This window comes from Mycobacterium senriense, from assembly GCF_019668465.1.
GTDB lineage: Bacteria > Actinomycetota > Actinomycetes > Mycobacteriales > Mycobacteriaceae > Mycobacterium > Mycobacterium senriense.
On sequence record NZ_AP024828.1, the window covers coordinates 4,396,103 to 4,408,718 of the forward strand.

The following is a 12,616-nucleotide window of genomic DNA, read 5'->3' on the forward strand; positions in this document are numbered from 1 at the left end:
CGCTGCGCCGGCCGACACAAGTCACCCTTTTTGGCTGCCTCACGTCGCGGCGGCCGGCCCGAACCAGGTGGCGAGGGAGTCGCGTAGCGCCGGGTCGTTGCCGGTGCCGGCCCAGGCGACGTGTCCGTCCGGCCGGATCAACACCGCGGGCGGCATGGTCACGGCACCGAGCACCGGAAGCACGCACCGGTCAATATGTTTCGCGTCTACCGTCGGAACCCGGTCCGCCCAGGGCGTGACCTCGATGAGACCGGTCTCGCCGAAGTTGAGCAGCACCGGACGGGCGTCGCGCAGCAGGTCGAACACGCGCAGCGACCCGTCGGTGGTGACCAGGTCCAGGTCGGGCATGCGGCGCCCCACCAGCGGGTGTCCCCCGCCCAGGTCGTAACGGATGTCCAGGCCGGACATCATCGCGGCGAAACAGGTGCGGGGTTCGTCCATGGCGAAAAGGCCGGACACGGTGTCGCGCAGTGCCTGGGTGCGTTCGTCGGGGCGAAGGAGCGCCATCTGCGCCAACGCGTTGCGCAGCACCCGCCGGGCAACCGGGTGCCGTTCGGCGTGGTAGCTGTCCAGCAGGCCGTCGTGCGACGTCTTGTTGACAACCTGGCCCAGCTTCCAGCCCAGATTCACCGCATCCTGCACGCCGGTGTTGAGGCCCTGCCCGCCCACCGGGTGGTGGATATGCGCGGCGTCGCCGGCCAGCAGAACTCGCCCGCGGCGGTAGGCGGCGGCCTGCCGCGCCGCGTCGGTGAACCGGGAAAGCCAAGTGGGACTGTGGATTCCGTAGTCCGTCCCGTAGACGGCGACGAGCGCCTGGCTCAGGTCGCGCAGCGTGGGTTCGGTGGCCGGTCCAAGCTGCGCCTCGGTGACCATCACCCGAACGGGTCCACCCTCCTCGGCGCTGGACAGGGCATGGACGCCGATCGCGTCGTGGCGGATCCCCCACTGCGGGGATTGTCCGGTCCCGAAATCGATTTCGACCTCGGCGAGCAGATAACTGGTCGTCGCGTCCCATCCGGGGAATTCGATGCCGGCCGCTTTGCGGATCACGCTGCGTCCTCCGTCGCACCCGACGAGATACTCCCCCCGCATCACGCGGCCGTCGGACAGGCCGACGTCGACGCCGCTGCCGTCCTGGGCAAACGTTGCCACCTGCCCGCCGCGGTAGATCGGCACGCCGAGCTCGCCGACCCAGTCGGCCAGGACGCGTTCGATCTCGTTCTGCCACAGCGCGAGTCCGTAGGGGTGCCGGGTGGGAAAGTCACTGATGTCCAGCCGGATCTGGGAGAACCCGGCGACCTGCGCGACCTGGCCCCGGGACAGGAACCGATCGGCGATGCCACGCTGATCGAGAACTTCGATGGTGCGGGAATGCAGGCCGCCGGCCCGAGTTCCGATCAGGTCCTGGCTGGTGCGCCGCTCCACAATGGCGGCGTCGACCCCCGCCAAAGCCAACTCGCCCGCCAGCATGAGGCCGGTCGGGCCGCCCCCGGCGATGATCACCGCTTGCTCGGTGCCGCCATTTTCCGCTACCCCCGAAACATCCACTTCGCCACCCCGATTCGCCTGAATTCTGGTCGAGGACAGCGATTTTGCATCAGCACCCGGGTCTTGCGGCAAGCCCCGGTATGCGCTATAGGTTGAAAGTGGCGGGGAAAACAATCACCAACGCTCGCGCACCGCGTCGATCGCGCGGTAGATCCGCTGCTCGCTGACCGGGCGCGGCGTGCCGAGTTGCTGGGCCCACAGGCTCACCCTGAGTTCCTCGATCTGCCGGGCGACATCGCGAACCTCGACGGCCGCCCTCGCCGGCGGCGGCAGCTGATGCACCAGCTCGTCGAAGGCCTCCTGCACGGCGTGCACTCGTTGCATGCGCTCCCGATCGGCCTGGGCGGCGCGCGGCAGCCCGTCGAGGCGGCGACGAATCCCGAGCAGGTAGCGGGTGAGATCGGCGAGCCGCGCGGCCCCGGTGGCGGTGACGAAACCGGCCGGCAACAGCCGATCCAGTTGCGCACGGATGTCGGCGATCGCGTCGGTGTGCGCGGGCGGCGGGCTCGCGGGCAGCAGGAGTTGCACCTCCTGAGCGGCGGTCAGCACCTTCTCGACACGGCCCACGATGTCGACGGTGGCGGGCAGCAGGGACTTTCCGGCCCGCTGTTGCAGCGCGACGAACTCCGCGCGCGTCCACACCGGAGCCGACACGAGCGCGTCGGTCGCGGCGTCGGCGCAGTCGTCCAGCAGCGCGGAGAGATCACCATCGGGATTGGTGCCGAGAGCGAGCCGGGTCCGTGGATCAAGCTGACGCGCAATGGCTTTGATCGGGGAGGAGACGCCGAGCCGCACCAACCGCCGGATGCCGGGCCCCATCGCCTGGCCCTGCTCGGCCGATGTGGCGAACACGCGAAGGTCGACGGCGCCGCCCGCGTCGACGAACGCGGGAAAACCCCGCACGGTGCGTCCATCAATCGTGCGCTCGACCACACGCGGCAGTTCGTCGAGGTCCTCGGGCCAGCCACGCAATCCCGTCCGCTCCAGCTCGCCCGCGACAGCATGCGCGACGGCCTGCCGGGCCGGCGCCGTGAGCCGCTCCTGCAGCGCCCGCAGATCCTTGCCCCGGGCCACCTCGGCACCGTCGCCGGACTCGACCACGAATGTCACCCGCAGATGCGAGGGCAGCTTGTCCAGGTCGAAGGCCTCGATGGGCACCAAAACGCCGGTGCGGCGGCGTAATTCGCGTTGCAGCGCCGGTAGCAGCGGCTCGGCGGCCGGATCGATTGCCGCCAGCACCGCGCGGGCCGTGTCGGGAGCGGGAACGAAGTTGCGGCGCAAGTCTTTTGGCAGCGAGCGGATGAGCGCGGTCACCAGTTCCTCGCGCAGCGCCGGCACCTGCCACGCGAACTCGTCGCCGCCCAAGCGCGCCAGCACGTCCATCGGCACGTGCACGGTGACGCCGTCGTCAGCGGCACCGGGCTCGAACCGGTAGGTCAACGGCAACGCGACATCGCCGGTGCGCCAGGCGCTCGGCCGATCCGCGTCGGCGGCCTCGTCGGTGCGCAGCAGGTCGGTGCGAGTAAACGTCAGCAGGTCCGGTGTCTTGTGCCGCTGCTTCTTCCACCACGCGTCGAAGTGCCGCGCGGAGACGACGTCGGTGGGGATGCGGGCGTCATAGAGCGCATAAACGTCGTCGTCGCCGACCATCAGGTCGCGGCGGCGGGCCCGCTCCTCCAGCTCCTCGAGCTCGGCCCGCAGCCGCGCGTTGTCGGCGAAGAAGTGATGGCGGGTGTGCCACTGTCTCTCGACCAGCGCGTGGCGGATAAACAACTCGCGCGCCACCACCGGCTCGATGCGCGCGTATCCGACGCGGCGGCGCGCGGCCAGCGGCAGGCCGTACAACGTCACCCGCTCGTAGGCCATCACCTCGCCGCGTTTGGCGTCCCAATGCGGTTCGCTGTAGGTGCGCTGCACCAACTCGCCGGCGACCCGCTCCACGACCTCGGGCTGAACGCGGGCGGCGGTGCGCCCGTACAGGCGGCTGGTCTCGACCAGCTCCGCCACGACGACCCAGCGCGGCGGCCGTTTGGTGAGCGCCGAGCCGGGCGCGAGCACGAAGTGCGAGTTGCGGGCGCCCAGGTACTCGCGGGTGTCCTCGCGGCGCATACCCACATGCGACAACAACCCCGCCAGCAGCGCCGCGTGCACCCGCGCAGCATCGGCGGGCTCCTCGGATGCGGCGTCTTCGACGATGCCGAGGTCGCGGGCGATGCTGCGCAGCTGCCCGACCAGATCCTGCCACTCTCGGATGCGCAGATAATGCAGAAACTCCGAACGACACATCCGGCGAAATGCATTGCCGGATAATGACGTCCGCTGCTCACGCAGATAGCGCCACAGGTTGAAATAGGACATGAAGTCGGAGTGCTCGTCGGCGAAACGGGCGTGCTTTGCCCGGGCCGCCTCCTCGCGGTCACTCGGGCGCTCCCGCGGGTCCGGGATCGTCAACGCCGCGGTCAAGACCAGCATCTCGCGGACGCACCCCTCGGTCTGTGCCTGCAGAATCATCCGGCCCAGCCTCGGATCGACGGGCAGTCGCGCGAGGCGGCGGCCGAGATCGGTGATGGCGCCGTGCTGGTCGAACGCGCCGAGTTCGGCCAGCAGCTGCACGCCGTCGCGGACGCTGCGCCGGTCCGGTGGATCCAGGAAGGGAAACTGCTCGATGTCGCCGATCTGCAGGGCCGCCATCTGCAGCAGCACGGCGGCGAGGTTCGTCCGCAGTATCTCGGGTTCGGTGTAACGCGGTCGCGCCGCGAAGTCCTGCTCGGAGTAGAGCCGGATGCACACGCCGGGCGCGACCCGGCCGCAACGGCCGGCCCGCTGCGCGGCCGACGCCTGCGAGATCGGCTCGATCGGCAGCCGCTGCACCTTCAAACGCCGGCTGTAGCGCGAAATCCGGGCATTGCCCGGGTCGATGACGTAGCGGATCCCGGGCACGGTCAACGACGTTTCGGCGACGTTGGTCGCCAGCACGACGCGGCGCCCGGTATGGGGGGCGAACACCTTCTGCTGCTCGGCGGTGGGCAGCCGCGCGTACAGCGGGAGCACCTCGGTGTGTTCGAGTCCGCTCAAAGCCTCTGCGGTATCACGGATTTCGCGCTCTCCGGAAAGAAAGACCAGGATGTCCCCCGGCGGCTCGGCCTCGAGTTCACCGATCGCGTCGACGATCGCCTCGACCTCATCGCGGGTCTCGGTACGCACGATCTCGTGGTCCGGGTCGTCCGGGTCGTCGTCGGAGGCCGAAGGCACGGCAACCTCCAGTGGCCGGTAGCGCACCTCGACCGGATACGTCCGCCCGGACACCTCGATGATCGGCGCGTTCTCGAAGTGCGCCGCGAAGCGCTGCGGCTCGATCGTCGCCGAGGTGATGATCACCTTCAGATCGGGTCGGCGAGGCAGCAACTCACGCAGGTAACCGAGGAGGAAGTCGATGTTGAGGCTGCGCTCGTGCGCCTCGTCGAGGATCAGCGTGTCGTAGCGCAGCAGGCGACGATCGCGCTGGATCTCGGCGAGCAAAATGCCGTCGGTCATCAGCTTGATCAGCGTGCGATCGCTGACCTGGTCGGTGAAACGCACGGTATAGCCCACGATGTCGCCGAGTGGGCTGCCCAATTCGTCGGCGATGCGCTGGGCGACGGTGCGGGCGGCCAGCCGGCGAGGCTGGGTGTGGCCGATGGTTCCGCGGACACCGCGGCCGGCCTCGAGACAGATCTTCGGCAGCTGGGTGGTCTTCCCCGACCCGGTCTCCCCCGCGATCACCACCACCTGATGCGTCCGGATGGCTGCGGCGATTTCCTGCCGTCGGTCGCTGACCGGCAGGTCGGGGTAGGCGATGGTGGGGACGGCGGCTTGACGGGCGGCGACGACCGTGTGCGCCGCGGCGACCTGTTCGGCGAGCTGTCGCAGCTTTTCGGGCGAGGCGCCGCGCAAGTTCTTGAGCCGCCGGCCGAGGCGGGCCGCGTCGCGCAAGGTCAAACCGTCGAGTTGGTTGCGCAACTGCGCTGCAGACGGTTCGGCCACCCCGCACAGAATAGGCACTCGCGCGCCCGCATCCCCAACGCATCGAGGCGACCGGCCGGGTTGGCGACAGCCGAATCCGGGTATCAGGGGGCGAGTGCATCGAAAGGGATGCCGGCTTGCGGGGGAAGTGATCGGCGATGGTCGGTTGGCTGGACGAGCTGCAGCGACGTAATCGAGTCGTCGGCGTGATCGTCGGTGTTGTGTACAAGTACAACGACGATCAAGGCGGCTACCTGGCCGCCCTGATCACCTACTACGGGCTGGTGTCGCTGTTTCCGATGCTGCTGCTGTTGACCACCGGCCTGGGCGTCGTGCTGGCCGGCCGGCCCGATCTGCAGGCCCAGGTGTTGCACAGCACCTTGAGTCAGTTCCCGGTGATCGGCGACCAGCTGCACCACCCGCAGGGGCTCAGCGGTGGAGCGGTGGGCGTGGTGGTGGGCCTGCTCGGCGCGCTGTACGGCGGTCTGGGCGTGGGACAGGCGCTGCAAAACGCAATGGACACGGTGTGGGCGGTGCCGAAGCACAAGCGCCCCGACCCGATTCGATCCCGCGTGCGCAGCCTGATGCTGTTGTTGGTGCTCGGCTCTGCCGGCGTCGCGGCGACGGTATTGGCCGCGGTCGGCCATGCCACCGGGGCACTTGGCGTCTTCAGCAAGATCGGCCTCGTACTTGCGGCGGTGGCGATCAACACACTGATCTGCCTGGTGGCCTTTCGCGTGACGACCGCGCGGGCCCTGACCTACCGGCAGGTGTTACCGGGAGCGGTTGCAGCAGCGTTGATTTGGCAGATGCTGCAGTGGTTCGGGGCAGGCTACGTCGCACATACCGTGAGAAGGGCCAGCGCCACCAACAGCGTGTTCGCTCTGGTGTTGGGGGCGCTGGCATTTCTGTTCCTGGCATCGGTGGCGCTGGTGATGTGCGCCGAGATCAATGTCGTCTTGGTGGAGCGGCTCTACCCGCGCGCGCTGCTCGGCGCATTCAGCGAGGACGCGGATCTGACGTCGGCGGATCGGCGGACCTATACGAACAAGGTCAAAGCCGAGCGGGTCAAAGCCTTCGAGCGGGTCCACGTGCATTTCGACGACGTCAAGCGCCTTCCCTCGAAAACCATTGGGCGCCTTGCGGTATTTCATGATTCTCGCCGCCCACGCACGCCATGAGAACGGTTTGTTCCCGGCTTTTGGCGAGGCTGTAGGCCCGCGCAATAGTCTGCAGTCATGAGTCTGGTCACCTATGAGCTGCAAGACCACGTTGCCACCATCACCCTGAACCGCCCCGAGGCGCGCAACGCCATCAACGGCGCGCTGCGCCAGGACCTCAACGCCGCCTGGGATCGCTTCCGTGACGACCTGGACGCGTGGGTCGGGATCCTGACAGCCAACGGCAGCGTTTTCTGCGCGGGCGGCGACCTCAAGGACGGTGCAGGCTCGGTCGGCACCTTCGGCGGCACCTTCTGGGAGAAACCGACCATCAACTCCTTCGAGTCCGGCATGGAATTGTTCAAGCCGACCATCGCCGCCGTGCACGGCCCGTGCATCGGCTACGGCGTGACCGGCGTGTTGTTCTGCGACTTCGTCATCGCCAGCACCGAGGCGACGTTCTGCTTTCCCGAGGTGTCCATCGGCGTGCCCACCATCGTCGGAGCCATTCGGCTCCCGCACCGGGTGGGCTGGGCCAACGCGATGGAGCTGCTGCTGACCGGTAAACCCATGAGCGCCGAGCGGGCCAAGGAAATCGGTTTGGTCTGGAAGCTGGTCGAGCCCGAGCGGCTGCAGGCCGAGGCCCAGTCCTGGGCGCGCACCCTTACCGAGGCCGCGCCACTGGCCCAGCGGGCGACCAAGGAAGTGGCGTGGCGAACCGCCGACATGGGCTGGATCGAATCCGTGCGGTTCGGCGAGACCATGCGCAAGGTGGCGGGTGCGACCGAAGACGTCGCCGAGGGGCTGCGCGCCTGGGCCGAGAAGCGCAAACCGCAGTGGCGCGGCCGGTGACGGCCGGTGCGGGCGGCGTCGCGACGGCGGCGCCGTGGCTTTGACGAGCCGGGCGGGTGAGCGATTGCGTGCCGAACTAAGTCGTGTGCTCGACGGCGGGGGCCGTGGGGCCGACCACGCCGAGACCGCCCTCGGCGACGGACCGATCAGGCAGCGGCTCGAAGCGTCGATCCGGGCGCTGGTCATGCATCGTGGCCCACGGAGCAGCATCTGCCCGTCGGACGCCGCCCGCGCGGTCGGCGGCGACGGTTGGCGCGAGCTGATGGACGACGCCCGGGCGGCGGCGCGGCGGCTCGCCAGGTCGGGCGACGTGGAGATCACGCAGCGCGGCGAGGTCGTCGACCCCGACGACGACTGGGGCGGCCCGATTCGCATCCGAACCACCGGGTCGTAGGCATTGGCGTTGCGCTGCAACGTCATTCGTCCGCTCGAGCGCCTGCTCCCCGTCCTGGCGTCAACCGCCGGCACGTCCATGACCGACGATATGACAGGATTTCTCCCATGAGTGCACGCAGATTAGCTCGCTGGGTTGGTATCGCGGTTGTGACGACGTGGGCGCTGGTGAGTGCACCCGTCGGAACGCCCACCGCCGTCGCCGATGGCTGCTCGGACGTATCGGTGGTTTTCGCCCGGGGTACCCACCAAGAGCCCGGTCTGGGCAACATCGGTCAGGCGTTCGTCGACTCGCTCACGTCGCAGCTCGGCGGTAAATCCGTCGACGTCTACGCGGTCAACTATCCCGCCAACGACGACTACCACAACAGCGCAAACGCCGGATCCAACGACGCCAGCGCACACATCCAGGACGTCGTCGCCAGCTGCCCGAACTCGAAGATCGTGCTCGGCGGCTACTCCCAGGGCTCGACGGTGATCGACCTGGCCACCAACGCGATGCCACCCTCGGTGGCCAACCACGTCGCGGCCGTCGCGCTCTTCGGCGAGCCCACCAGTCAGTTCTCCACCATGCTGTGGGGCGGCCAGCCGCTACCGACGATCAACCCGGCATATGGCTCCAAGGTCACCAGCATTTGCGCGCCCGACGATCCGATCTGCTCGGGCGGCGGCAACATCATGGCGCACGTTTCCTACATCGATGCCGGGATGACCGCCCAGGCCGCGACGTTTGCGGCCAACAAGATCAACCAGGGTGCCCCGAGCGTCTGACACCCGTCAGTCGTTAGCCCGCTCCTCCTGGCGTTGCCGCTTCTCGGCGGCTGCCAGCTGCGCCACCCGATCCGCCTCGGCGCGCTTCTCGACGGCCTCGCCGAGCTTGTCCTCGGCCTCATCGACTTTGGCCGCGGAAGCCTTGGCCGCGGCCTTCTCGGCGGCCCGAGTCCTGTCTTCCACCTGGCGCTTGGCCGATTCGACCGTCTGCTTGCGCTGGGAGGCGGTCTCGTCGGCGCGCCGCTTGGCCGCGGCGCTCTGTTGTTGCGCCGACTGCGCCGCCTCGCGTTTGCGCTGCTCGGCGCCGATTCGGGCCTCTTTGACTTGCTGCTGGGTGGCTTTGTGCGCTTCCTCGCGCTCCTGGATCGCCTCGTCGCGGGCGCTCTTGAGCTTGGCGTCGGCCTGTGCCTTGCGGACCGCGGCTTGGCCGTCCAGCTGAGCCGCGCGGCCCAGCGTGTCGCTGCGTTCGACCAGGGCGGCTCCCCGCTCGGCGAGCGTCGCGTCGCCGAGCACAGTTCCGACGGTGCTGTCGAGCTTGCCCAGCGAGCGCTCGTATAGCAGTCGCGCCGGCGCCTCGGTGGGGATGCGGTTGACCACCTGGTCCTCGATCAGCTGCAACGGGAATCGGGCGAGTTGGTAGTGAAACCGCAGGACTGCCAGCGGGACTTCGGAAATTTTCATCAACTTCTCCTGGGTGAGGCCCGCCGTCAGGGCAGGTCGGCTTGGTCGGTCACGTTCTGGGCCTGCCGCCGCAGCCGGTCGGCCTCTGATTCTTCGTTGCGGGCCACCTGAACCGAGCTCTGGTGCTCGGCGACGGCATCGACAATCTCCTCGGACGCCTCGCGGATCTCCGCGCGTTCTTCGGCCTTCGCGAGGTGGATGTCGCGCTGGGCGTCCATCTCGGCCTGGGTCTTCTCGGCGGTCGCCTGCTGATGCGCCGCCCGGTCGGCCGCACGCTTCTGGGCGGCCTCCTGGGCCTCGATCGAATCCTCGGCGGCCACGGCCTGAGCGTTCGCCGCCAGGCGGTGTTGGGCGCCTTCGGCCCTGGCTTCGGCAGCCTCTTCCTGGGCCTGTTTGGCCTGGGCTTCGGCCACGGCCTCGGTCGCATTCGCTTCTTTGCGTTCATGCGCCTGGGTCTGCTCGAGCTGCCCCTCGGCGGTCAGCGATTCGTTGCCCGTGACTGCGCCGACGACCTCTTTGGCTTTGCCCTTGACCGAGTCGATCAGGCCCCTACGCGCTTCATCGGCCTTGTTCTGCTCACTCATCATTCTCCCTTGAGGCGTTTGGCCAAAACGTTCGTTCGTGTCAGGTGTGTAATTCCACGAACTGGGCCGATCAAACACGGACATTCAACGCGTCACGGGGCGCCGCACCCGAAAATCGTGCTAATAGATTCGAATTGACCAGCAACACAACATGTTTTGCGGTCACGGCTCCGTGTAGTGCGCGAACGGGTCATATGGCGATACCCTGGCCGGCATGGCCATCGAGTCCACCATGCTCGCCCTCGGTACCGTCGCCCCGGCCTTCACGCTGCCCGAGCCGGCCACCGGCCGCATGCTCAGTCGCGACGATCTGACGGGCCCCGCCCTGGTCGTCACCTTCATCTGCAATCACTGCCCGTATGTGAAGCACGTCGCCGACGGGCTCGCCGCGCTCGGTCGTGACCTCGCCGGGCAAGGCGTTGCGATGGTGGGCATTTCGAGCAATGACGTGGGCACCTACCCGCAGGACGGCCCCGATCAGATGGTCGCGGAGGCCCGCAGCCACGGCTGGACGTTCCCGTACCTCTACGACGAAACCCAAGAGGTCGCCCGCGCTTACTCGGCCGCCTGCACACCCGACAACTTCGTGTTCGACGGCGAACGCCGGCTGGTCTACCGCGGCCAGCTCGACGACTCCCGGCCCAAAAACGGCCGGCCGGTCACGGCCGCGGACGTCCGCGCCGCGGTCGACGCGGTATTGGCCGGGCAACCGGTGAATCCCGAACAGCGCCCGTCCATCGGGTGCGGCATCAAGTGGCGCTGAGGCGCGGTTGAAAACATCGACTCGGTAGCTGGGCTCCACTACCGCGAGAGGGAGGCGTTATGCGCGGAGCTGTCATCTACGGCGCAGGCGATGTCCGATTCGAAGACCTGCCGGAACCCGAGATCGTCGCCCCCACCGATGCGATCATCCGCACCACCGCGACGTGCGTGTGCGGCTCGGATCTTTGGGACTACCGCGGCATCAACCCCGTTCCCGAGCCCAAGCCGTTCGGTCACGAGTACTGCGGCGTCGTCGAAGCCGTCGGCAGCGACGTCACCTCGGTCAAGCCCGGCCAGTTCGTCATCGGATCTTTCTACGCCTCCGACGGCACCTGTCCGAATTGCCGCAACGGAGTCCAGAGTTCGTGCGTAAACCGCGTGCTGATGGGCGGTTGCCAAGCGGAGTCCGTGCGCATCCCCTGGGCTGACGGCAGTCTCGTGGCACTGCCCGACCAGCCCGACGGGGAATTGATCCCGGACTTACTGACCCTCTCGGACGTGATGGGCACCGGGTGGTTTGCCACCGAAGCGGCCAACGTCGTCGCCGGCATGACGGTCGCCGTGGTGGGTGACGGAGCGGTGGGGTTGTGCGCGGTGCTGGCCGCCCGCGAAAAAGGCGCCGAGCGGATCATCGCGATGAGCCGGCACGAGCCGCGGCAGAAGCTGGCCCGTGAATTCGGCGCCACCGACATCGTCACCGAACGCGGCGACGACGGAGTGGCGGTCATCAAGGAGATGACCGAAGGCGTCGGTGCCGACGCGGTGCTGGAATGCGTGGGCACCGGCCAGGCCATGCAACAAGCCATCCAGTCCGCTCGCCCGGGCGCCTTTGTCGGGTTCGTCGGTGTCCCCCACGATGTCGCCATCACCGGCGAGCAACTCTTCAGCACCCAGGTCGGGCTGCGCGGCGGACCCGCCCCCGTCCGGCACTTCCTGCCCTCGCTGATCGACTCGGTGCTCGACGGAAAAATCAACCCCGGCAAGGTATTTGACCTGCGCCTGCCTCTTGAGCAGGTCGCCGACGCCTATCGGGCCATGGATGAGCGCCGCGCCATCAAGGCCTTCCTGCAGCCGTAGGTGAGGTCGGTCACTGCTCCGGCCGACCGGACGCCCATCGCGCCTTTTCGGCTAACGTCGACCGTATGTCCAAAGTCTCCGGCAACGACCTGATCGACGACGTCACCCCTGGCGACATCATCGCGGTGGACCGCGGCTCGGGCGAACAGCCCTACAAAGTCGTCTTCAAGGACACCAGCGACGCGGGGTACCTCGTCACATTCGAGACCGACGGCGGTGAGACCTTTCAGCTCGATCTGGCGGCCGGCACCCGGGTGAAACGGTCCCTCGGGGCGAAGTGGGAATCCGCACAGAGCCCGACCCCCAACTCGGAGAACTGAGGCCCGCCGGTCAGCACAGGCCCACGCCGAACATGTTGGCGGACAGTACTTTCGATGACTGACGTCCGCATCGTCACCGACGCATCGCGGAGGGCCGGGCGCTGACGCCGGGGGGCGTCGGCAATCTCCTCCGGCACGGGCCGTTTGGGTGGCGCCTGGGCGGGTACCGCCATGCCCCGACGGACGGAGCACGCGATGAGACCTGTTCACGAGCCAAAAGAACACTTGCTTCTGGGTGGTGACATGGCCGAACGCCTGCGGCGCCGCCCACCACGACGGGGCCGGTGTCACCCATGACCGCGCAACCCCCCGATCCTGACCCGACGCAAATACCCGGGCTGGAGCCAGGAGGAGGTGCCGCCCCGGGCACCACCCCCCCGGCCGCGCCCCAAACCTCCGGGGTGTCCGAGCCGCAACCGCCGAACACCCGGCGATTCCCCCCAGCTCCGTGCTCGCCGTGGTCGCC

Annotated in this window: 11 protein-coding genes and 1 pseudogene; 8 read left to right on the forward strand and 4 right to left on the reverse strand. The window is 68.3% G+C overall.

Going from position 1 to position 12,616, the window contains the following annotated elements; translation table 11 throughout:
• Positions 1–39 precede the first annotated feature (39 nt).
• Together MTY59_RS20610 and hrpA are read right to left on the reverse strand one after the other, a co-directional pair.
• Positions 40–1,548, reverse strand: coding sequence for an FAD-dependent monooxygenase (locus MTY59_RS20610; RefSeq protein ID WP_284145229.1), 1,509 nt, complete (start codon positions 1,546–1,548; stop codon positions 40–42).
• A 114-nt stretch (positions 1,549–1,662) separates the two neighbouring features.
• Entirely contained in the window at positions 1,663–5,571 is a 3,909-nt protein-coding gene (gene hrpA / locus MTY59_RS20615; RefSeq protein ID WP_221042794.1) for an ATP-dependent RNA helicase HrpA, read from the reverse strand.
• A gap of 137 nt (positions 5,572–5,708) precedes the next feature.
• Between hrpA and MTY59_RS20620 the strand changes: the two genes are divergently transcribed.
• The 4 genes from MTY59_RS20620 (at position 5,709) to MTY59_RS20635 (ending at position 8,726) form a co-directional block, all read left to right on the forward strand.
• Positions 5,709–6,731 (forward strand): YihY/virulence factor BrkB family protein, encoded by a 1,023-nt coding sequence (locus MTY59_RS20620; protein ID WP_221042795.1) that lies wholly within the window; start codon positions 5,709–5,711, stop codon positions 6,729–6,731.
• A gap of 57 nt (positions 6,732–6,788) precedes the next feature.
• Positions 6,789–7,562 (forward strand): enoyl-CoA hydratase/isomerase family protein, encoded by a 774-nt coding sequence (locus tag MTY59_RS20625; protein WP_221042796.1) that lies wholly within the window; start codon positions 6,789–6,791, stop codon positions 7,560–7,562.
• A 34-nt stretch (positions 7,563–7,596) separates the two neighbouring features.
• On the forward strand, positions 7,597–7,956 hold the full coding sequence (locus MTY59_RS20630) for a DUF3253 domain-containing protein (RefSeq protein WP_250160612.1): 360 nt from the start codon (positions 7,597–7,599) through the stop codon (positions 7,954–7,956).
• 107 nt (positions 7,957–8,063) lie between these two features.
• Positions 8,064–8,726 carry a cutinase family protein gene (locus tag MTY59_RS20635; protein ID WP_221042797.1) on the forward strand — a complete coding sequence of 221 codons (663 nt, stop codon included), beginning with the start codon at positions 8,064–8,066 and terminating at the stop codon, positions 8,724–8,726.
• 6 nt (positions 8,727–8,732) lie between these two features.
• Here the strand turns inward: MTY59_RS20635 and MTY59_RS20640 are convergent, their stop codons facing one another.
• A complete protein-coding gene (locus MTY59_RS20640) occupies positions 8,733–9,407 on the reverse strand; it encodes an IF2 family translation initiation factor (protein WP_221042798.1) in 675 nt (224 codons plus the stop codon).
• A 26-nt stretch (positions 9,408–9,433) separates the two neighbouring features.
• Complete coding sequence (locus MTY59_RS20645) at positions 9,434–9,991, reverse strand: CsbD family protein (protein WP_221042799.1); 558 nt, start codon at positions 9,989–9,991, stop codon at positions 9,434–9,436.
• 214 nt (positions 9,992–10,205) lie between these two features.
• Between MTY59_RS20645 and MTY59_RS20650 the strand changes: the two genes are divergently transcribed.
• The 4 genes and pseudogenes from MTY59_RS20650 to MTY59_RS27845 all read left to right on the forward strand — a co-directional run.
• Positions 10,206–10,754, forward strand: coding sequence for a thioredoxin family protein (locus tag MTY59_RS20650; RefSeq protein WP_221042800.1), 549 nt, complete (start codon positions 10,206–10,208; stop codon positions 10,752–10,754).
• Positions 10,755–10,813: 59 nt separating this feature from the next.
• Positions 10,814–11,830 (forward strand): zinc-dependent alcohol dehydrogenase family protein, encoded by a 1,017-nt coding sequence (locus tag MTY59_RS20655; RefSeq protein WP_221042801.1) that lies wholly within the window; start codon positions 10,814–10,816, stop codon positions 11,828–11,830.
• A 65-nt stretch (positions 11,831–11,895) separates the two neighbouring features.
• Complete coding sequence (locus MTY59_RS20660) at positions 11,896–12,150, forward strand: hypothetical protein (RefSeq protein WP_221042802.1); 255 nt, start codon at positions 11,896–11,898, stop codon at positions 12,148–12,150.
• 293 nt (positions 12,151–12,443) lie between these two features.
• Positions 12,444–12,524: pseudogene (locus tag MTY59_RS27845) on the forward strand (DUF6480 family protein); the annotation flags it as partial.
• Between the last annotated feature and the right edge of the window lie 92 nt (positions 12,525–12,616).